General features: G+C 52.7%; 16 protein-coding genes. 10 read left to right on the top strand and 6 right to left on the bottom strand.

The window, feature by feature from the left end; genetic code table 11:
- Nucleotides 1-172: 172 nt before the first annotated feature.
- The 4 genes from ABLU96_RS16920 to ABLU96_RS16905 form a co-directional block, all read right to left on the bottom strand.
- Nucleotides 173-790, bottom strand: a complete 618-nt coding sequence (locus ABLU96_RS16920; protein ID WP_032751889.1) for a transcriptional regulator — start codon at nucleotides 788-790, stop codon at nucleotides 173-175.
- Nucleotides 791-898: 108 nt separating this feature from the next.
- The gene (locus ABLU96_RS16915; protein ID WP_032451537.1) at nucleotides 899-1,039 is read right to left on the bottom strand and encodes a small membrane protein; all 141 of its coding nucleotides are present in this window, start codon (nucleotides 1,037-1,039) and stop codon (nucleotides 899-901) included.
- 366 nt (nucleotides 1,040-1,405) lie between these two features.
- Nucleotides 1,406-2,104, bottom strand: a complete 699-nt coding sequence (locus ABLU96_RS16910) for a response regulator transcription factor (RefSeq protein WP_014230081.1) — start codon at nucleotides 2,102-2,104, stop codon at nucleotides 1,406-1,408.
- Nucleotides 2,101-4,062 carry a sensor histidine kinase gene (locus tag ABLU96_RS16905; RefSeq protein ID WP_224244014.1) on the bottom strand — a complete coding sequence of 654 codons (1,962 nt, stop codon included), beginning with the start codon at nucleotides 4,060-4,062 and terminating at the stop codon, nucleotides 2,101-2,103. The genes ABLU96_RS16910 and ABLU96_RS16905 overlap by 4 nt, the downstream gene beginning before the upstream one ends.
- A gap of 841 nt (nucleotides 4,063-4,903) precedes the next feature.
- On the opposite strand from ABLU96_RS16905, the gene ABLU96_RS16900 reads away from it, so the two are divergent.
- On the top strand, nucleotides 4,904-6,187 hold the full coding sequence (locus ABLU96_RS16900) for a citrate synthase (protein ID WP_025107768.1): 1,284 nt from the start codon (nucleotides 4,904-4,906) through the stop codon (nucleotides 6,185-6,187).
- Between the two features lie 97 nt (nucleotides 6,188-6,284).
- Here ABLU96_RS16900 and yegD read toward each other — a convergent pair whose 3' ends face one another.
- Nucleotides 6,285-7,637: a molecular chaperone gene (gene yegD, locus ABLU96_RS16895; protein WP_064404530.1), complete on the bottom strand. Its 1,353-nt coding sequence runs from the start codon at nucleotides 7,635-7,637 to the stop codon at nucleotides 6,285-6,287.
- 136 nt (nucleotides 7,638-7,773) lie between these two features.
- Here yegD and alkA point away from each other — a divergent pair, with 136 nt between their 5' ends.
- The 4 genes from alkA to asmA all read left to right on the top strand — a co-directional run bounded on the left by alkA (nucleotide 7,774) and on the right by asmA (nucleotide 11,925).
- Nucleotides 7,774-8,622, top strand: coding sequence for a DNA-3-methyladenine glycosylase 2 (gene alkA, locus ABLU96_RS16890; RefSeq protein WP_064404532.1), 849 nt, complete (start codon nucleotides 7,774-7,776; stop codon nucleotides 8,620-8,622).
- Nucleotides 8,623-8,736: 114 nt separating this feature from the next.
- Nucleotides 8,737-9,378 (top strand): uridine kinase, encoded by a 642-nt coding sequence (gene udk / locus ABLU96_RS16885; protein ID WP_004122537.1) that lies wholly within the window; start codon nucleotides 8,737-8,739, stop codon nucleotides 9,376-9,378.
- 90 nt (nucleotides 9,379-9,468) lie between these two features.
- A complete protein-coding gene (gene dcd, locus ABLU96_RS16880; protein WP_004852489.1) occupies nucleotides 9,469-10,050 on the top strand; it encodes a dCTP deaminase in 582 nt (193 codons plus the stop codon).
- A 27-nt stretch (nucleotides 10,051-10,077) separates the two neighbouring features.
- Nucleotides 10,078-11,925 carry an outer membrane assembly protein AsmA gene (gene asmA, locus ABLU96_RS16875; RefSeq protein WP_014230076.1) on the top strand — a complete coding sequence of 616 codons (1,848 nt, stop codon included), beginning with the start codon at nucleotides 10,078-10,080 and terminating at the stop codon, nucleotides 11,923-11,925.
- 239 nt (nucleotides 11,926-12,164) lie between these two features.
- On the opposite strand, the gene ABLU96_RS16870 is transcribed toward asmA, so the two are convergent.
- Nucleotides 12,165-13,751: a TerC family protein gene (locus ABLU96_RS16870; protein WP_064404534.1), complete on the bottom strand. Its 1,587-nt coding sequence runs from the start codon at nucleotides 13,749-13,751 to the stop codon at nucleotides 12,165-12,167.
- 977 nt (nucleotides 13,752-14,728) lie between these two features.
- Between ABLU96_RS16870 and galF the strand changes: the two genes are divergently transcribed.
- The 5 genes from galF (at nucleotide 14,729) to ABLU96_RS16845 (ending at nucleotide 20,863) form a co-directional block, all read left to right on the top strand.
- Nucleotides 14,729-15,625, top strand: coding sequence for a UTP--glucose-1-phosphate uridylyltransferase GalF (gene galF, locus ABLU96_RS16865; RefSeq protein WP_016946203.1), 897 nt, complete (start codon nucleotides 14,729-14,731; stop codon nucleotides 15,623-15,625).
- 474 nt (nucleotides 15,626-16,099) lie between these two features.
- A complete protein-coding gene (locus tag ABLU96_RS16860; RefSeq protein ID WP_016946204.1) occupies nucleotides 16,100-16,729 on the top strand; it encodes a phosphatase PAP2 family protein in 630 nt (209 codons plus the stop codon).
- Between the two features lie 1,001 nt (nucleotides 16,730-17,730).
- Nucleotides 17,731-19,164: a capsule assembly Wzi family protein gene (locus ABLU96_RS16855; protein WP_064404536.1), complete on the top strand. Its 1,434-nt coding sequence runs from the start codon at nucleotides 17,731-17,733 to the stop codon at nucleotides 19,162-19,164.
- A 128-nt stretch (nucleotides 19,165-19,292) separates the two neighbouring features.
- A complete protein-coding gene (locus ABLU96_RS16850; RefSeq protein ID WP_064404538.1) occupies nucleotides 19,293-20,429 on the top strand; it encodes a polysaccharide export protein in 1,137 nt (378 codons plus the stop codon).
- Nucleotides 20,429-20,863, top strand: a complete 435-nt coding sequence (locus tag ABLU96_RS16845; protein WP_064404540.1) for a protein tyrosine phosphatase — start codon at nucleotides 20,429-20,431, stop codon at nucleotides 20,861-20,863. Before ABLU96_RS16850 ends, ABLU96_RS16845 begins: the two co-directional genes overlap by 1 nt.
- Nucleotides 20,864-20,872: the final 9 nt, after the last annotated feature.

Genomic DNA, 20,872 nt, shown 5'->3' with positions numbered 1-20,872 from the left:
ATACGCTCCGGTATTTTCATACCAGGGAACCGGGTCATGTTACCCGCTGCCCGTAACGCCTGAGTAGATGTTTTTCATTTTACCGATCTTTTTCGGAATCTCGTTCTTCGCAAGCCAGCAAATTCTTAATTTTACGGTACATAATGCGAGCGTCGATGGCGCGTGCGCGCGTTTACCAGCGCTCTTTTAATAAGTTAATAAACTGGAAAAAGTCATAATTGTTATTAAGGCTGTATTTTTCCATAATTTTGCTTTTGTGCCAGGTGATGGTTTTGGGGGTGACTTTGTTGAGAGCAGAAATTTTACCGATATCAAAGCCATGAATAATGCCGGTGGCGACGGCTACCTGCGATTTGGACAACATCTTATGCGGGCAGTTTGTGCAAATTAGCGGCGAGTCGATCCTCTGCGTCAGAGGAAGCAGTTCACTTCTTTTCAGCTCGTGGGCAATAATTTCAAACATCTTATCGATATTAACGGCTTTGATTGAGACAAAGATAACGCCCTTAAGGCAGTTGACGATCAGCTCCTTTTCCGGAAGTTTGTCATAGCTGTGCAATATAATCACCGAACTGTTTTTTTTACGATTCTTTATACTGGTATTGCACAGGTAGATCTCGCCGGGAAGAACTTCAGCGATGATGATATCCTTATCTAAAAAATCATTATGCTTATAAGAAAAAGCGGCTTTAAGATTACCGCTGCGGCTGATGAGCTCATTGACTATGGCAACCAACGATTCTCGGAGAAAAGTATTCCTGGTGTTGATAGCGATGTTTATTTTTTTCATGGCGTTATTTCCCTGATAAATCAACATAACGCCATGTTGTGATCAATCCTCCGGGCGTATGCGGTGGCTGCTGCTGGACAGATTTGGTTATTATTCGCGGGGCTTTAGTTATTTTCTGCGCGAAGAATTCTTAGCTGAAAACGGAAATTTTTGTTTTCTCCTGTCTCTGATATAGGAAACAAGGCTGTAAACAGACACGCAAAGGCAAAATATGCACAGCAATAAGGCTAACCATGTTTGCATGGCCATGATAGATATCCTTTAACTTAATTTTAGGTGTTAAAAATGTACCTCGCCGGCACGGGAATATTTTTATACTCTTCTTTAAACCGTGTTCGCGATACGCGGCCGAAAAGCGCGCGGCAAGCGTCCTGAATTCAGCTATCGCTGGATCAGCAATAGTCGGTTCGCTCAGGGACGCTTTGGGCCGGTGTGCTCACGACACCATGTCAATGTAAGAAAATTCTTAATGTGCTGTCAGTCTCATTTCTCTCATTCCTCTCAAAAACTGAAAAAAATTAACAAGAGGAGCAAAACTGAAAACAACTTCGCAATGACGCCGCGCGGATGGCGGAATACTGACCGGCAGCGCTGCTGCTGCCGGCCGGGGAAAGGTCAGGAGAGAAACGCTAGCCCTTTGCCAAAAATCGCGCGAATCGGCAGGGTGATACCGTGAAGGCGGGCCTTGTGGCGCAGGCGGCTGATCACGACGTCGATTCGGTGCAGTTCCGGTTCGCCTTCATCGGTAAACAGAGAGGTGTGCAGGTCAACCTTGCTGCAGACCTCATTGCGGTTACGCATTAACACTTCCAGCAGCCGGTACTCTTGCTGCGTGAGCGGCAGGGCCAGCCCAGACGGCGCCACAAGGTGCTCGTTCTGGAGCACCCAGTGAGACGGCGCTGGCCGCTCTGCTGATGGCGGCGGGTTGACGCGTTCCGTCGGTTTTTGCTGGCGAAGCCGGGAGCCAAGCGCCTGAATACTCTCCGCGAGGTCGGAAAAGTTGACCGGCTTGATGAGGTAGAGATCGGCGCCGGCGTTTAAGGCCTGGAGCCGATCCTGCTCATGCCCTCTGGCGGTCACCACCACCAGGCCGAACTGGCCAATTTCGTGCAAATAGTCCAGCACGCTAAAGCCGTCCTCACCCGGCAAGCCAATATCGATAAGCACAATATCAACCGGATCGCGATGCAGCTGCCGCCAGAAGGCTTCGGCGCTGCGCACGCCCCAGGCATCGAAGCCGCGATGGCGCAGAAAAGCCAGCAGCTCGTCGAGTAAATCAGCGCTATCTTCGATGATTGCGACGCGTAATGTCATGATGTGTCCTTCTGCTGTCCGTTAGCCGGGAGCGTGAGCGCAAATTTGCATCCGGCCGACGTGTTCTCTGCCAGCCACAGGTCCCCGCCGTGAGCCTGGATGATTTGTCGGGCGACATACAGGCCAAGCCCGGTCCCGGCCGGCGTTGCGGTATCCGTTTCGCCGCGCCGATAGCGCTCGAAAATATGCTCGACCTGTTCAGGCGGAATGCCGGGACCGCGATCGCCAATGCGTAATTCCACGTGTTTTTCCTGCGGATAAATCTCGATGCTTATCTCCCCGGAGGCGGCATATTTCACCGAGTTGTCGAGCAGGTTGGCGATGGCGATACACAGTAGCCCGCTATCAATAAACAGCACCGGTGAAGGGGAGTCCGGACCCACAGTTTGCCCCTCAAGGGTGACATCCAGATAATGGTTAAGCGAAAGATCCACGACCGTCGCGGCCATATAGATCACCGGCAGCAGCGCTGCATCCTGCCTGTCGGCGTGCAGGTCCCTCGAGGAGAGCCGGGCGTCGGCCAGGCAATTATCGGTAAGCTGTACCAGACGGGTTGTCGCCCGCTGCATGCGGTCGAGGCGCGAGCTCTGCGTCACCGTTGCGGGGCACAGGCGCAGGTTTTCCAGCGCGGCCTGGAGGATCGCCAGCGGCGTTCTGAACTCATGCGCCACCATTCCCATAAACTGGCGCTGGTGGAAGCTGGCCTCGCGTTCAATCTGTAGCTCTCGCGCCAGCTGCTGCTTGCGCACCAGAGTCCGGTTTTCCGCCCGCACCCGCAGTACGGCGATGATCAGGACGGTGACGATATGAATAATCAGCGCGTACTGCCAGGTGGAATAGACCCCATTATGAAACGGAATGACGCCGTGGATAGAGAGCAGCGCCAGCCCGGCGGAGACGACGTATATCGGCGGCAGCAGCCCCAGTAGCAGCGTATTGATATCAATCGCTTTGCGCCGCCACAGCATCCATGACGTGATCAACAGAATAGGGGCGGCGATAAAAAATATCCCGGCCTCTATCTGCATCGCCAGGCCGTAAAAGCCCAGCGGAATACTGATTTGCAGAACGATGTTTAAACCGATCGCCGCCAGCAGCAGTTGATGCAGCCGCGGCATATTTTTCTTGAGATCGAAAACTTCGCTATGCAGCCACAGCGCGGTGGCGTAGCTCACCAGCGACAGGCAGCTGATCATATAATCCTGAACCGGCAGCAGGGCGCTGCCAAATAACCACTCCGGGTAGCCATGCAGGGCCGCGACGAGCGGATAGTTTAGCGAGAACAGGCAGATCCCCCACAGCAGGCGCCGACGCAGCGCGATGGCAAGCCACAGGGCGATGCCGCTGGCAATTACCGCCAGGCCAAAATAGAAGCTCCAGAAAGCGGTATCAAGCGTGGCCGAACGCACGAACTCCTGCGGCGAGGAGAGCGTCGCCAGCAGAATCAGGGTGCTGCTGCTCTGGAGACGGAATACCATCTCGTAGCCAGCCGCCGTCGGCGGGGGCGGCAAAATCAGTACGCTTTCACGGTAGTCGAGATCGTTATCCCGGGCAGACGCATGGTCGCCAAACTCTTTCTGTCGCCATGGACTATCGCTGCCGTAGGGGCGATAAAACACGGTCAAACGATCGACAAACGACGGACCGAGCTGCAGCCAGCGCTGTTCGCCAGCAAATAAGGCCGCCGGGAGCGAAGTACGTAGCCAGTAGGCCTTTGTCGAGTAGCCGAACGACGGGATAAGCGGCGCCGTTTTTAGCACCTCTTCAGGGAGTGAAAGAAAGGCGTTGAGGGTCAGCGTGTCGCTGGCGTCGGCGTACCAGTAGACCGGAATATCAATACCCAGCTGGCGGACCTCCGCGCGGGCTGGCGCCCCTATCTGCAGAGCGATAATGACGCCGCACCATGCCCAGAAATGCGCGCTGCGGCTCCTGCGAATAAGATCATAAAAAGCGCACAAACGATTCAATCACGCCCCCTTGTGGCATGGATTAATCAATCAGACGGTATAAACGCAGAGGAACGCTGCCGCAGGCACAGGTACCCCTCCGCATTCGGGAAATAAACGTCCAGGGCCGGGCAACGCAGCATTCTGCTGGTGCCGAAGATATTATTCCAGCGTTATCTGCACGCCGGGTAACTGGCCAGACCTGCTGTAAGAAGATTCTCAATCAACGTTAACGTAGGGGGGAGGTGCATAATAAGCAACCTGAAAGTTCAGGCGCAGCATACGAGTTTATGATGTTATGCCATAAATTGACGCGACAGCTATATAAAATTGGCATTAGATTATTTAATCAGCGCATATAAAAGCAGCGGGTTATATTCAAGTTTAATTTACGCTGAAATAACGATAACGGACAATATCTGCGGCGAGTGAGGCGCATTTGGCGATGAATCCACCGCGGCTGATGGGATGACCGGTCGCACAGACCCTCATAAAAGACCGCCGACGAGCGTGTGATAAAAAACTGACACCGGCAGTCCATGGCACCGCGTGCGAGTAGCGGATTTATGCGGGTAAAAAAATAAAATGGTTATATATTGACCTGCGATGAAATAAAATCAGTATTCTAAGGGGTGATAGTAGAATTTAGATGAGGGTAATTTCGGGGTAAGCGTATTTTATGCGGTTGAAAGGGCGATTTTCTGTTTCTTCCCCACCCGTAATAGCGGTCCTTTATCAATGTTTTGGTTATTTACATCAAAGAATCCGCGGACGACTGTGGTTATGTTGGTTATTCCGCCTGGAGAAATGACCAGGTAAATCATTCACTCGTTGTGCAAGGAGACCTGACAGGATGACGACGAAATCGCTAACGCTGTCTTTGGATGAACAACAGTCCATTCCGTTGAGTACGGTCTCAGGGACGCAGGGCTATCCCGGCATGGATATTCGTCCGCTGGCGTCCGCAGGTATATGCAGTTTCGACCCCGGTTTTGCTAACACCGCTGGCTGTACGTCGGCCATTTCCTGGATTGATACCGAAAACAGCGTTTTGCTGCACCGCGGCTATCCGGTCGATCAGCTGGCTCGCCAGTGCGACTTCCTTGAGGTAGCCTGGATTCTGCTGCGGGGCGATGCGCCTGATGAAGCCAGCTATCAGGCGTTCAAAAACACGATTACCCGCCATAGCCTGGTACACGAGCAGATTGGCCGCATGTGCAGCAGCTTTCGGCGCGACTCGCATCCGATGGCCTTAATGTGCGCTCTGGTGGGCACGCTGGCGGCGTTCTATCACGATGTGCTGGACGTTGAAAATCCCGAGCACCGCGCGCTGGCCGCCACCCGCCTGCTGTCGAAAATGCCGACGCTGGCGGCGATGAGCTATAAGTTTTCTATTGAGCAACCGGCGCAGTATCCGCGCAACGATCTTTCCTACGCGGGGAATTTCCTGCATATGCTGTTTGCTATCCCCGCGGAGCCGTATCAGCTGAATCCGGTGATTGAGCAGGCGATGAACCAGATCCTGGTGCTGCACGCCGACCACGGCCAGTGCGCATCGACGACCACCGTCCGGGCGGCGGGCTCCTCCGGGGCGAATCTTTTTGCCTGCATTGCCGCCGGGCTCGCTTCTTTATGGGGACCGGCCCACGGCGGGGCGAACGAAGCCAGTATGCGGATGCTGGAGGAGATCAACACCGTCGACCAAATTCCGGCGTTCCTGAGCAAAGCGAAACGCGATCCGCAGGCGTTTCGTCGTCTGGGATTCGGTAACTCTCGCTACCGTCATCTTGATCCGCGCGCCGCTATTTTGCGCGAAACCTGTCACCGGGTGCTGAAGGAACTGGGGATGTCCGATATGCCGCTACAGGTGGCGATGGCCCTTGAAGAGGTAGCGCTGACCGACCCCTACTTTGTTGAAAATGGCCTGTCGCCGAGCGTGGATTTCTACACCGCGGTGATCCTTAAAGCGATGGGGCTGCCTTCATCGATGTTTGTGGCGATTACCGCCGTAGGCAGAACGCTTGGCTGGGTGGCGCACTGGAACGAAATGCACGAAGCGCCGCTGAATATTTATCGTCCCCGGCAGATTTATACCGGCGAAAAGCGGCGGGATTACGTTTCGCGGCGTGAAGGGTGACAACAGGGGGCAATCGGGAAGATTTAGCCCGGCTCGCGCTGCGCTGCGCCGGGCTACAAATTCACTGCGTTCTGTGGTGCGGGAACGCAGCGGATGTTTAACGAAACATCACCTGCGCCCAGCGGGCCAGCCCGGCGGTAACCGAGCCAAAATCATCGCCTCCGGCAACCGGAATACCCGGCAGGTGCGCCGCCAGCGCTTTTTTAATCAACGGCGAGCGAGCGCTGCCGCCGGTCAGGTAAATCACGTCCGGTTTTTCATTACTGTTATCCAGCGCCAGCTGAACCTGCTCCATGATCCGGGCCAGCGGCTGATCCAGCGCAGCTTCCAGACCCTGCTGGCTGATGGCTGTCGCCAGCTCGTCGCTAATAAACGGTAGCCCCGCGGTGACGCTCGGCTGCGCGGAAAGGGCGATTTTGCTCTCTTCCGCGCTGCGCACCAGGCGATAGCTCAGACGCTGACGCCAGACCTTCAGCAGCAGCGCGACTTTTTCGCTGTCTCGGGCGCTGCGTAGCAAATCGTTAAGCAGGCGACCGTTGGCGGCGCTGTAAAAGTCGGTCTGCGCCGGCACGTCGTTAATTGCCACCGCATTCCACCACGGCAGAATCGGCAGCGCGATGCCTTTTTCGGTATCGCCGCCCATCCCCAGCAGCGGCATCAGGCATTTAAAGGCCAGGGCGATATCCAGGTCGTTACCGCCGACGCGGCAGCCGCTGTGGCCGAGGAGGCTTTGCTGGCGATCGGCTTTTTCTCGCCACTGTGGCCCCATCAACAGCAGCGAACAGTCGGTGGTACCGCCGCCGATATCAACGACCAGCACGCGTTTTTCTTCGCTCAGCGTCGCTTCGAAATCCAGACCGGCGGCGACCGGCTCAAACTGAAACACGACGTCGCGAAAGCCCGCGCGCTTTGCCGCACGTTCGAGAATGCCCTGCGCCTGGGCGTTGGCATCATCGCCGCCCAGTCCCTGGAAGTTAATCGGGCGGCCGATAACCGCCTGATCGATGGTTTCCGGCAGCTGCGTTTGCGCCTGGAGTTTGATATGCAGCATCATGGCGCATACTAAGTCTTCAAACAGCGCTACCTGCTGCGGCTTAAGCCCGCTGGCGCCGAGAAACGATTTCGGCGACTTTACAAAGTAGACTTCTTGCGGATCTTCAACGTACTGATGCAGCGAAGCGAGACCAAACTGCACGCTGTTGCCGAGTACGTCGATATCTTCATCGCGGTTGAAGCTTATCGCGCGACGCAGCAGCGCCTGGTTTTCATCACCGTTGGGCGGGACGTCGTGGTGGCGATAGAGCCACTCGCTGACCGCTTCGCGGGTCGGCGCGCAAAGCATTGATGGCAGTAGTGAACTGCCGTTTTCCAGCGTCAGCAGCTGCGGCGTATTGTCGCGCATCACCGCCACTGAACAGTTAGCGGTACCGTAGTCAAAACCAATAAACATAGCCTGCAAAATCCCCATGCCGGTGAAGAAGGGGGGCGACTTTAGCGGATTGACGGCACTGCGACAACTGGAATTTAAAAGCAAGGCGCAGGCGGCGCGGAGCCGCTATGATTGAAGCGCTAAAAAAGGAGAAATGATGACGCTGCTACCCTGGCATTCCCTCTACGACTGGCAATGGATGTTTCATTTTCTTGGCGCGCGTACGGTGCAGGGAATTGAAACTTTTGTCGGCGACAGCTATTGCCGCAGCTTCGCCCTGAATGGCCACGCTGGACTCATCACGGTGACGCCGGATGACGCCGCGCAGGGCATGCGGGTGACGCTTTCCGCCGGGCTGCAGCCGGTCGCGGAGGCGTGCCTGGCGCGGGTTGCGCGTTTATTTGATTTGTCCTGCGACCCGCAGCAGATTGCCCTGACGCTGGGAAGCCTTGCGCTGCCAAGGCCGGGGCTTCGTCTGCCGGGCTCCCTGGATGCGTTTGAACAAGCGGTACGTGCGGTGCTCGGCCAGCTGGTGAGCGTGGCCATGGCGGCAAAGCTCACCGGGAAAGTGGTGGCCGCCTTCGGGGAACCGTTGACCGACGCGCCGGGCTTTTATCTCTTCCCGAGCGCGCAGCGGCTGGCGCAGGCCGATCCGCTGGCGCTAAAGGCGCTGGGCATGCCCCTGCGGCGCGCGGAGGCGCTGATCCACCTGGCGCAGGCGGCTATCCGCGGCGATCTCCCCCTCTTCGCGCCGGAGAATATCGACGCCGGAATAAAGCAGCTGCAGACGCTGCCCGGGATAGGCCGCTGGACGGCGAACTATTTCGCGCTGCGCGGCTGGCAGGCGCCGGATATCTTCCTGGCGGATGATTATCTGATTAAACAGCGTTTTCCCGGCATGACGCCGGCGCGGATTGCGCGCTATGCCAGCCGCTGGCACCCCTGGCGCTCCTACGCTTTACTGCATATCTGGTATACGCAAGGCTGGTCGCCGGAGGAGGAATAGACCCGGGAGGCGCTTAGCACTGGTATCGACGCGCTGAAATCCCTATAATTGCGGCGTTTGGCGGTCAACCGCCACCCTTCCTACATTCCCAGGTTAATCAGGTCGCAAAAATTTATGACTGATACGTCTCATCAGTGCGTCATTATAGGCATCGCCGGCGCATCGGCTTCGGGCAAAAGCCTTATCGCCAGTACGCTATATCGTGAATTACGTGAACAGGTCGGCGATGAACATATCGGCGTTATTCCGGAAGACAGCTATTACAAGGATCAAGGTCATCTGTCGATGGAAGAGCGTGTAAAAACCAACTATGACCACCCAAGCTCCATGGATCATAGTCTGCTGTTTCAGCATTTGCAGATGCTGAGAAGCGGCCAGCCGATAGAGTTGCCGGTGTATAGCTACGTTGAGCATACCCGTATGCCGGAAACCATTCATATTGAACCGAAGAAAGTCATCATTCTCGAAGGGATTCTGCTGCTGACCGACGCCCGCCTGCGCAACGAACTCAGCTTCTCCATTTTTGTCGACACCCCGCTGGATATCTGCCTGATGCGGCGCATCAAGCGAGACGTTAACGAGCGTGGGCGTTCGATGGATTCGGTAATGGCGCAGTACCAGAAAACGGTGCGCCCGATGTTCCTGCAGTTTATCGACCCTTCCAAACAGTATGCCGATATTATCGTGCCTCGCGGCGGTAAGAACCGTATCGCCATCGATATATTGAAGGCCAAAATCAGTCAGTTCTTTGAATAACACGAACGAATTGTGTAACGTGCAAAGAGAAGCCAATTTGCCCTTATCCCCGGAAGGCGTAGGGGCGCAATGCCTTAAAGGAGAACGTTCATGCGTCTGTGCGACCGAGATATAGAAGCCTGGTTGGATGAGGGGCGTCTGGCCATTAATCCGCGCCCGCCCGTTGAGCGCATTAACGGCGCGACGGTCGATGTTCGGCTGGGAAATAAGTTTCGGACTTTCCGCGGGCACACGGCGGGCTTTATTGACCTGAGCGGGCCTAAAGCGGAAGTCAGCGCGGCGCTGGATCGCGTGATGAGCGAAGAGATTGTTCTGCCGGATGGTGAAGCGTTCTTCCTGCATCCGGGCGAGCTGGCGCTGGCGGTGACCTTTGAATCGGTCACCCTGCCGCCGGATCTCGTCGGCTGGCTGGATGGCCGCTCTTCGCTGGCGCGTCTGGGCCTGATGGTGCACGTCACCGCGCACCGCATCGATCCGGGCTGGTCCGGCTGCATCGTACTGGAATTCTATAATTCGGGTAAGCTGCCGCTGGCGCTGCGTCCGGGGATGCTGATCGGCGCGTTAAGTTTTGAGCCGTTATCCGGGCCGGCGATGCGGCCTTATAATCGCCGCGAAGATGCGAAATATCGCGACCAGCAGGGCGCGGTAGCGAGTCGAATCGACAAGGATTGATAATTTTAGCGGTTTGCTGAGGATGCCATGAGACGAATTCTGACCACGCTGATGATCTTACTGGCGGTAGTTGTCGCCGGTCTTACCGCGCTGGTATTGCTGGTCAACCCCAACGATTTTCGCGCCTATATGGTTAAAGAGGTGGCGGATCGTAGCGGCTATCAGCTCGAGCTCAATGGGCCGCTGCGCTGGCACGTCTGGCCGCAGCTCAGCATTCTCTCAGGCCGCATGACCCTGACCGCGCCGGGTGCTGAAGAACCCGTTATTCGCGCGGATAATATGCGCCTTGACGTCGGGCTGCTGCCGCTGATCTCCCATCAGCTGCAGGTCAAGCAGGTGATGTTAAAGGGCGCGGTGATCCAGCTGACCTCCAAAACCGAAGCCGTGCGTAGCAAGGGGGCTCCGGTCGTCCCGCACGACAACACGCTGCCTCAGGTGCCGGAGGATCGCGGCTGGTCGTATGATGTCCAGAAGCTACAGATTGCCGATAGCGTGCTCTTTTTTCAGCATGAAGATGGCGAGCAGGTTACGGTGCGCGATATCCGTTTGCAGATGGAGCAGGACAGCAGCCATCGCGCCACGGTCGATTTCTCTGGCCGGGTGAACCGCGATCAGCGCGATCTGGCGCTTTCCTTCTCCGCCCAGGTGCAGGGCGGTGATTATCCTCATTCTCTGAAGGCGGATATTTCACAACTGAACTGGCAGCTTCGCGGCGCGGAGCTTCCCCCCGAAGGGATTAGCGGCCAGGCCAGCATGCAGGCCAGTTGGGTCGAGGATGCGAAAAAGCTCAGCTTCGATGGGCTGAACTTAACGGCTAACGGCAGCACCATTGCCGGCAACGGCAGCGTTGTGCTGGGCGACCAACCTGACTGGACGCTGAACCTTCAGGCGGGCACGCTCAACCTCGATAGCCTGCTTTCTCATGCCTCCGCCTCTGGCGATAATAGCGTTAACCAGCAGGGGCAAAGCCAGAACAGACAGCTACGCCCGGTTATTGCGGATAACGATATTCAGCAGGATTACAACGCCCTGCGCGGTTTTAACGCCCGGCTGAACCTGACGGCTGACCAGCTGCAGTGGCGGGGAATGCACTTTACCCAGGTGAAAAGTGAAATCAGCAACCAGCAGGGGCTGCTGACGATTCATCAGATGCAGGGGAGCCTGGACGGTGGACGACTCTCGCTCCCCGGCTCGCTCGACGCGCGGGGCGCAACGCCGCATGCCTCTTTCCAGCCGCAACTCGACAACGTCGAGATCGGCTCGATTCTGAAAGCGTTTAATTATTCGATAAACCTCACCGGCAAGCTCTCGCTGACCGGCGAGTTCTCCGGCGGCAAGATTGATGCCGACGAGTTCCGCCGCAGCTGGCAGGGGCAGGCGGTAACGCAGCTCACTGATACGCGCACTGAAGGGCTCAACTTCCAGCAGCTGGTACAGCAGGCCGTCGAGCGCAGCACTAACGTTCAGGCGCAGGAAAATTACGACAATGCGACCCGACTGGATTCTGTCAGCACCGAGTTTGCGCTGAATAATGGGCTGGTCACCTTGACGCATATGCAGGGCCAATCTGACATGATGGCGCTGACCGGTCAGGGTGAGCTCAACCTGCTGAAAGAAGATTGTGATATGCTCTTCAACGTCCGGGTACTGGGCGGCTGGAAGGGCGAAAGTAAGCTCATCGACAGGCTCAAGCAGACGGCGATCCCTTTGCGAATTTATGGTAACTGGCAGACGCTGAGCTACAGCCTGCAGGTTGACCAGATACTCCGCAAGCAGCTGCAGGATGAAGCCAGGAAACGGCTTAGCGAATGGGCTGAACGCAATAAAAACACCCAGGACGGCAAGGATGTGAAGAAGCTGCTCGACAAACTATAAGTTAGCCAGGAAAAGCAGAAGAAGCGCATCGTGCTAAGATTGCCGGCAATGCGCATTCCTCTGGAATTGCCGGCGGCGCTTCGCCTGCGCGGGCCTACGGCTAACGAGGGATGTGTTGAGAATTTAGGTTTTGTCGGCCGGGTAAGGCGATAGCCACTACCCGGCAGAAAGATTAGCAGACCCTTAAAAATCGATTAACCCGCCTGCGTCCGGCTTTTGATGCTTCATCGAAGAGAGCATCACACTTCATAGTCCAGTTCATCTTCATACTGCGCCGGCGGCACTATCAGTACTTTTTGTACCCGATGGCTGTCCACCTGCAGCGTGCGCAGCACGTAGCCGTCAAGTTTCACTTCTTCACCTTCCTGCGGCACATGCTGCAGGTACTCCATCAGCAGACCGGCAACCGTATGGTATTCACGTTTCTCATCCAGCGGCAGAGGAACGGACTGGACCAGGTCTTCCAGCGGCATATGCCCGTTGACCGTCCAGCTCCCGTCGCCGTTTTTGTGAATATCGTGACGGGCATCGATCTCTTCTGCTTCATTAGGCAGATTTCCGGCGATGGTCTCCATGACGTCGCTGAGCGTCACAATCCCCTCTACGGAGCCAAATTCATCGACCACAAAGGCGAAGTGGGTTCTGGCTCTGCGGAACTGCTCCAGCGCAGGAAGCAGCGGCAGCGTTTCCGGGAACACCAGCGGCTGACGAATCAGAACCTGCAGATTGAGCGGTTCATGACGTAATGATTGCTGCAGAAGATCGATCACGTGCACGACGCCAAGCATATCCTCGTCATCATCGCCGCCGGTAACCACGAGGCGGGTATGCTGATTTTTGTCGAGTAAGGCGCGAATCTCCTCTTCCGGCGCGCTGAGATCAATATGTTCAATGTCATGACGCGAGGTCATGATGCTGCTGACGGTACGCTGATTGAGATTCAGTACCCGCTCAATCATCCGCCGCTCTTGCGGATTGAAGAGTGGGTTATCGTCGCGATCGGCAACCAGCGAGGCGGTCTCGCTATCCAGTTCGCTACTGTCTTTGCGCCCGCTCAACAGATTCATCACCGCTTCGGTGGTTCGCTGGCGTAGGGTCAGGTTGGCCGAGAGAAAGCGATGGCGGTTAAAAATCGCCAGCTGGTTGAAGGATTCAATCATGACCGAGAAGCCGATAGCCGCGTACAGGTAGCCTTTAGGAATAGGGAAACCAAAGCCTTCGGCAATCAGGCTAAAGCCGATCATCAGCAGGAAGCTCAGACAGAGAATAACGATGGTCGGATGGCTGTTAACAAAGCGGGTGAGGGCTTTACTGGCCATCAGCATCAGGCTAATGGCAATAATCACCGCAGCCATCATGACCGCCAGGTGGTCAACCATGCCGACCGCGGTTATCACCGAGTCGAGAGAGAAGATGGCATCAAGCACCACGATTTGCGCTACCACCCCCCAGAACCTGGCGCCTTTGCGCTGGGTCGGGTTATCGCTATCTTTCCCTTCCAGCCGTTCGTTAAGTTCAACGGTGGCTTTGAAGAGGAGGAATAATCCGCCAAACAGCATAATCAGATCGCGGGCGCTAAAGCTCAGATCGTGCCAGGTCATGAGCGGTTTGGTTAGCGTGACCAGCCAGGAGATCGAAGCCAGCAGCAGCAGGCGCATCACCATTGCGAGTAGCAGACCGGTGACGCGGGCCCGGTCTCGCTGCGCGGGGGGAAGTTTTTCCGCGAGAATGGCAATAAAAACCAGATTATCAATACCGAGTACCAGCTCAATAACGACAAGCGTAATGAGCCCGGCCCAAATCGAGGGGTCGGCAATCCATTCCATATTCAGTTAAAACCTTTACAACCTAAGAGTGCCATGAATCGATCATGGATAAGCTATAGATAAAATGCAATATTTTCTGCTGTTAATTAGCTCAGCCCCGAACCCGCTTCCCAATAAACCAGCAAATAAAAGAGTCAGTTGTGCAGGATATAACCTTTCCACAATGCGCTTATGGGATGGTACTTATTAATTAACGCGCGAAATTTCAGCGATACGGGCGGAGGCGGTACGCTCGATTGTTAAGACAGATGTCACCCGAGCGGTGAAGGACCATGCTGCTCTGCAGCAGAAGGCGGATACGTTACTTAGATAACGCAAGAGTCAATCAATAGATTTGATGTATATATCAACGATTTTCTTGAATTTGGATTTTTATACTACTTAATGTCGTGGCTTGCCGTAGATCAATTTTTGCAGGACGATGTAATGAGCGTTATATGTGATGGCGAGCGGTAAAAACAGCAGCGAAGAGGGTTTAAGTCAGCGGGCTGCCCGTCGTTTTTTTCAGCAATATCATTGCTGACCGTGAAGTCAAGCGTGACGGGTAATTGGCTGCAATTCAGGCGCTTTTGTACGTTAAATAATTTTATTATCAATATAATTGATTATTTGGGCTGGATTTTTATTTTTTTGCAGTCACTTGTTCTGTGTCAATTCATGATGAAAGATTACAAGGTATTAAAAGAAAAATGATGGAGAAGCGATGAGCGTCATTACGCTACCTTATGAATAAAATAAGGTGCTGCTGGTGAGTAACTCATTGTAATTAAATGGAAATTCTTTAGAAAGTATGCGTATAAGAATTTTCTTAAAACTGTCTATTGGTATGTAGACTTTGCGTGTATTCTTAAATTCAGCGTGTAATTTCAGAATTTGACGGACAGAATGGCAGGTATCAAGCGTGTATCATCACTGATAAATGCCAGTGATACATACAAACTGACAGGATCAAAAGGTTTATAACCATACGGGTGGATATGAAAATGGTGAGTTTGAAAGCAGTTATACCGGTAGCAGGATTAGGGATGCATATGTTGCCCGCCACCAAGGCCATTCCGAAAGAGATGTTGCCGATCGTCGACAAGCCAATGGTGCAGTACATTGTTGATGAAATTGTAGCTGCGGGTATCAAGGAAATCGTGCTGGTGACGCATTCATCCAAGAATGCCGTAGAAAACCATTTCGACACCTCCTACGAACTGGAAGCATTGCTTGAACAACGCGTAAAACGTCAGCTTCTGGCGGAGGTGCAGGCTATCTGTCCTCCTGGCGTAACGATCATGAACGTGCGTCAGGGACAGCAGCTGGGCTTAGGTCACTCCATTTTGTGCGCGCGCCCGCTGATTGGCGATAACCCGTTTGTGGTGGTGCTCCCGGATATCATTCTGGACGACGCCAGCGCCGACCCTCTGCGCTATAACCTTGCCGCGATGGTGGCGCGTTTCAATGAAACGGGTCGTAGCCAGGTACTGGCCAAACGGATGGAAGGCGATCTCTCCGAGTATTCCGTTATCCAGACTAAGGACGCTCTTGAATCGGCGGGGCAGGTTGCCCGTATCGTGGAGTTCATCGAAAAACCTGATGAACCGCAAACCCTGGATTCCGACCTGATGGCGGTAGGGCGCTATGTCCTCTCTGCCGATGTATGGGCTGAACTGGAGCGTACCGAGCCGGGCGCCTGGGGACGTATCCAGTTAACGGATGCCATCGCCGAGCTGGCGAAAAAACAGTCGGTCGATGCGATGTTAATGACTGGCGACAGCTATGACTGCGGTAAAAAAATGGGCTATATGCAGGCTTTTGTAAGCTACGGGCTGCGTAACCATAAAGAAGGGGCAAAATTCCGCGAGAGTATTAAGAAGCTGCTGGCGTAGTTTTCGCGTCAGTGCTTATTAGCGCGTGAGAGTGAACGGTTCGAATTATCTGATGACGAAAAGAGGATTCGAGGCCGTTCACAACGTCAAATTCACAATATCAGATACTGCGCGTAGAACTGGTTAATAGCCCTATAAATACAATGAGTTAGCTGATTTTATTGTTATAGTGTATCGCTTTTGAACGCAGCAAATGTTCGGAGACTTCTGGTAGTCGAATAAGACGTAGCATGATGAAATGGTCAGACAAGCAAAATTTACTCTTTGCTGATAATTACTTACTAAGATTTTTCTTAAGTAAGCAGCCCTTAGTCAAGGTGTAACATGAAAATAAAACTTGACTGAGATCATGTTTGCGCATTAAACAACGGTAGCGTGTGCATATTAATGTGAACTTAACGATTGCATATGCCCACACAAATGTCGCGGGAAAGGCGTTGCGAACTGGAGAGATCGTCAAAGGATGAAAGATAAATGAACTGGCAGGTTGTCACTTTTTTTGGCGATAGCACCGTACTGTTACCCAGTGCGGCAGTATTGTTTATCGTGCTTTTTCTGCGAAAAGATTCAAAGCAGCTGGCCTGGCACTGGGCGCTGCTGTTTGGCATAACCGGCGCAATTGTCTGCGCATCAAAACTGGCATTTATGGGTTGGGGTATTGGGATTCGCGAGCTGGACTTCACTGGCTTTAGCGGGCACACCGCATTATCTTCAGCTTTCTGGCCAATCCTCTTATGGCTGCTGTGCGCGCGTGCTACACCAGCTCTTCGTTTTACTGCTGTCATAGTGGGTTATGCTCTGGCCGGACTGGTTGGCTACTCCCGACTGATGGTCCACGCACATTCAACTTCTGAAGTCATTGCCGGCTTACTGCTGGGAGCCGCAGGCAGCGCAATTTTTCTGCTGCTACAGTCACGCGTTCGCGCCACTCATACAGCGCGGTTATCCTTTGGCAGTCTGGCGAGCATGGTGATTATCCCGGCGCTTCTGCTGAATACGGGGGCGAAGGCGCCAACCCAATCTTTGCTGAACGAGATTGCGGTGAAGATTGGCCCACTGGAAAAACCTTTTACCCGAGCCGATCTGCATAAGCGATTTTACTGATTCAGACAAACGTGGAAAAGATGAAGGATTCAGAAAGAATCATGTCGTGTTCACATTGTATGCAATATGAAATTTATGATGAAAGTGTCAGTAGCGGCGATATTTCATATCCATGAAATAAATTTGTGATGGGTCATTCTGCGCAATAATTAGCGCAATGATAATCAGCCAGGATGTTTCCTAAATAAGTTTTCTGGCTAAATATCGAATTTATTAATGATAACAACAGCGTGGCATACTTCTTTTTACTATCAATTTTTGTAGTTGACTAACTATAATTAACTTGAAGCTAAGTCAACACACTTTTTGTGGTGAAAAAAGCAATAAAATCATAAAGTTGAGATTATTCAGTTGCTTTGTACTGGTTCCATTTTTACGTGAAGAGCAGAAAACAATAGCGTTATCGGCAATTGGTTCGTGGCGCTGGCAACGTAACTGATAATGTGAGATTACGCTCCCAATTGAGGGTAGAATCTCGTAAACTTATGGCCGCGAAATTGTTTGCTTTGATGGATTAATCGCCGATTTATCGGAATCTACGATCGAATTTACAGGGAAAGAAGTACAGTGCATTGGTAGCTGTTAAGCCAAGGGCGGTAGCGTACCTGCGACCAGGCCTTTTCTCTATATCACATCTCATTTTATGCGACAGAAATTCCTAAAGTGGACTCCATGCAGGTGATTCTCCTCGCAACCTGTATATACTAGCGAGTTGTCATCAAATCAGGACGTATTCGTCTTGAGGCGGGCAGATAAACTGCGGGTATGAGGTGCGATGGAATAGCCTTCAATAACAATTTCGCATACATTGTGTACTGCAGGTAGCCTGCGAGTAGAAAACGAGCTTTAGCACGGCGTTCCGATCGGCATGCTTTCGTTTTCTCGGGCCAATACCTGTAGACCAAACATAGCAAAGGTTGGCGTCAGAGGGCGCTGCATCTATCAGTGTTCCCCTTGTCGCGCCAGCTTGCGAAAACGGGGCTTTAAATGGATCTTGTACAATGATAAAAATTGCGCGAATCGCACTCGCATTAGGGCTGCTTACTTCTGCCAGCTCACTTGCCTATGCCTCCGGGTTAGTGATGAATGACAACGAACTGCGCAACGATCTGGCGTGGCTCTCCGATCGAGGCGTTATTCATCTCAGCCTGTCGACCTGGCCGCTGAGCCAGGAAGAGATTAACCGGGCCCTTAAGAAGGCAAAACCCTCTTACTCTTCCGAACAGGTTGTTCTGGCGCGAATCAACCAGCGCCTCGACTCTTTAAAAGCGGATTTTCGGGTGAGCGGCTATACCTCAACGGATAAGCCCGGAACGCCGCAGGGCTTTGGTCAGAACCAGCCTGCGGATAGCTCTTTATCATTAGCCTTTAATAACAGCGGCGAATGGTGGGATGTGCACCTGCAGGGTAACGTTGAAGGTGACGAGCGCATCAGCAACGGTTCACGTTTTAATGCTAACGGCGCCTATGGTGCGGTTAAGTTCTGGAACCAGTGGCTCTCATTTGGTCAGATGCCGCAGTGGTGGGGGCCGGGTTATGAAGGCAGCCTGATCCGCGGTGATGCGATGCGGCCAATGACCGGCGTTTTAATGCAGCGTGCTGAACAGGCCGCACCGGAAACCTGGTGGCTGCGCTGGATTGGCCCATGGCAGTATCAGATTTCCGCTAGCCAGATGAATCAATATACCGCCGTACCGCATACCAAAATTATCGGCGGGCGTCTGACGTTTGCTCCTTTCCAGTCCCTTGAACTGGGCGCATCGCGCATTATGCAGTGGGGCGGGGAGGGGAGACCGGAGTCGTTTAGCAGCTTCTGGGATGGTTTTACGGGTAAAGATAACACCGGTACAGCGAATGAACCGGGTAACCAGCTAGCCGGTTTTGATTTTAAATTTAAGCTAGAGCCTACGCTTGGTTGGCCGATTAGTTTCTATGGTCAACTTATTGGTGAAGACGAGGCCGGATATCTTCCCTCTGCAAATATGTTCCTGGGAGGAGTTGAGGGGCACCACGGTTGGGGGAAAGATGCCGTCAACTGGTATGTGGAAGCACATGACACCCGATCCAACATGGACCGCCTGAACTACAGCTATAACCACCATATTTATACCGACGGGTATTACCAGCAGGGTTATCCGCTGGGTGACGCAATGGGGGGAGATGGTCAATTGTATGCCGGTAAGGTTGAATTGGTGACAGAAGATAATCAACGTTGGAGCGCTCGCCTGGCCTATGCCAAGGTCAATCCAAGAAGTCAGTCGATTAATAAAGCCTTCCCGCAATCGGATACTCTGAAAGGAGTTCAGTTGGGCTGGAGCGGGGATGTGTATAAATCAGTGCGTTTGAATACTTCCCTCTGGTACACCGATGCTGATAACAGTGATAGCGACGACGTCGGTGCCAGTGCCGGGATTGAAATACCATTTAATTTATAGCCTGGCTATAGCGAATTCAGGAAGCCGGATGACTATACGTTAGTGCTGGCTTCAGCTGTCTGTGAAGAGATAGAAACGCGCGGTAGTTTGGGAATGAGCCACTTTTAGTTTACTGATGATGTGACATTATGAAGAAAAAAATTGTTAGATTTTCTGCATTGGCATTAGCGATAGGGTTTTTATCGGGCTGTACAATCCTGCCGGGCCAGGGTCTGAATAGCCTTCGTAAGAATGTAGTTGAACTACCTGATAGTGATTATGATTTGGATAAGCTGGTCAATGTTTATCCCATGACGCCCGGCCTGATAGATAAACTCCGTCCCGAGCCGGTCATTGCCCGTTCGAATCCACAATTAGATAGCCTGCTAAAAAGCTATGAGTATCGCATTGGTGTTGGCGACGTGTTGATGGTTACTGTTTGGGATCACCCTGAGTTAACAACACCTGCTGGTCAATATCGTAGCGCGAGTGATACAGGTAACTGGGTAAACTCAGATGGGACAATTTTCTATCCGTATATTGGTAAAGTTCAGGTCGCGGGTAAAACGCTAACGCAAGTGAGACAAGAGATTGCGAATCGTCTCACTACCTATATTGAAAGTCCGCAAGTTGATGTTAGTATTGCTGCGTTTCGATCGCAGAAAGCTTATGTCACTGGTGAAGTTGCTAAGTCAGGCCAGCAACCAATTACGAATATACCGCTAACCGTTATGGATGCCATAAATGCAGCTGGTGGGTTAGAAGCCGATGCAGATTGGCGTAATGTGGTGCTTACGCATAATGGTAAAGATACTAAAATCTCTTTATATGCGTTGATGCAGAAAGGTGATCTAACTCAGAACTATATGCTTTATCCTGGCGATATTTTATTTGTGCCACGTAATGACGATCTGAAAGTATTTGTCATGGGGGAAGTGGGTAAACAGAGTACCATGAAGATGGATCGCAGTGGTATGACGTTGGCTGAAGCACTAGGCAATGCGGAAGGGATGTCACAAGCCTTCAGCGATGCTACAGGTGTGTTTGTGATTCGCCAATTGCAGGGAGATAAACAGGGTAAGATTGCTAATATCTATCAATTGAACGCTCAAGATGCATCCGCAATGGTGTTAGGAACAGAATTTCAGTTACAACCCTATGATATTGTCTATGTAACTACTGCACCTCTGGTCCGTTGGAACCGTGTCATTTCGCAGTTAGTTCCGACTATTAGTGGAGTGCACGATATGACTGAAACCGTAAAATTTATCAAGGATATGCAATAATGTTTGATTCTATTCTTGTTGTTTGTACGGGAAACATTTGTCGTTCACCACTTGGCGAACGTTTTTTGCGGCGAGCATTACCTAATAAGAAAATTGATTCAGCGGGTACCAGTGCATTAGTTGAACATAGTGCGGATGATAGCGCTATTCGAATTGCAGAAAAACACGGGATTTCATTATCAGGGCATAAAGGTCGGCAATTTACCTCTTCGCTTGGAAGGCAATATGATCTGATCTTAGTTATGGAGAAATCTCATCTTGAACAAATCGGACGGATCGCTCCTGAAGTTAGAGGGAAAACTATGTTATTCGGTCAATGGTTAAATCACAAAGAAATCCCTGATCCTTATCGAAAAAGTGATGAAGCATTTGCTTCAGTATATCAGTTGATAGAGCAGGCTGGATTACGTTGGGTCGAGAAGTTGGGCGCATAATTATCAGGA

It is taken from the genome of Klebsiella sp. CN_Kp106 (genome assembly GCF_040064575.1).
Classification (GTDB): Bacteria; Pseudomonadota; Gammaproteobacteria; order Enterobacterales; family Enterobacteriaceae; genus Klebsiella; species Klebsiella michiganensis.
The sequence above is the reverse complement of the archived record's forward strand: the minus strand, read 5'-3'. Positions and strand labels throughout refer to the sequence as shown.

Bases quoted from the DNA above. Each gene is read 5' to 3' on its own strand.
- ABLU96_RS16920 (WP_032751889.1), bottom strand. From the start codon at position 790: ATGAAAAAAATAAACATCGCTATCAACACCAGGAATACTTTTCTCCGA.
- ABLU96_RS16915 (WP_032451537.1), bottom strand. From the start codon at position 1,039: ATGGCCATGCAAACATGGTTAGCCTTATTGCTGTGCATATTTTGCCTT.
- ABLU96_RS16910 (WP_014230081.1), bottom strand. From the start codon at position 2,104: ATGACATTACGCGTCGCAATCATCGAAGATAGCGCTGATTTACTCGAC.
- ABLU96_RS16900 (WP_025107768.1), top strand. From the start codon at position 4,904: ATGACGACGAAATCGCTAACGCTGTCTTTGGATGAACAACAGTCCATT.
- yegD (WP_064404530.1), bottom strand. From the start codon at position 7,637: ATGTTTATTGGTTTTGACTACGGTACCGCTAACTGTTCAGTGGCGGTG.
- alkA (WP_064404532.1), top strand. From the start codon at position 7,774: ATGACGCTGCTACCCTGGCATTCCCTCTACGACTGGCAATGGATGTTT.
- udk (WP_004122537.1), top strand. From the start codon at position 8,737: ATGACTGATACGTCTCATCAGTGCGTCATTATAGGCATCGCCGGCGCA.
- dcd (WP_004852489.1), top strand. From the start codon at position 9,469: ATGCGTCTGTGCGACCGAGATATAGAAGCCTGGTTGGATGAGGGGCGT.
- asmA (WP_014230076.1), top strand. From the start codon at position 10,078: ATGAGACGAATTCTGACCACGCTGATGATCTTACTGGCGGTAGTTGTC.
- ABLU96_RS16870 (WP_064404534.1), bottom strand. From the start codon at position 13,751: ATGGAATGGATTGCCGACCCCTCGATTTGGGCCGGGCTCATTACGCTT.
- galF (WP_016946203.1), top strand. From the start codon at position 14,729: ATGAAAATGGTGAGTTTGAAAGCAGTTATACCGGTAGCAGGATTAGGG.
- ABLU96_RS16860 (WP_016946204.1), top strand. From the start codon at position 16,100: ATGAACTGGCAGGTTGTCACTTTTTTTGGCGATAGCACCGTACTGTTA.
- ABLU96_RS16855 (WP_064404536.1), top strand. From the start codon at position 17,731: ATGATAAAAATTGCGCGAATCGCACTCGCATTAGGGCTGCTTACTTCT.
- ABLU96_RS16850 (WP_064404538.1), top strand. From the start codon at position 19,293: ATGAAGAAAAAAATTGTTAGATTTTCTGCATTGGCATTAGCGATAGGG.
- ABLU96_RS16845 (WP_064404540.1), top strand. From the start codon at position 20,429: ATGTTTGATTCTATTCTTGTTGTTTGTACGGGAAACATTTGTCGTTCA.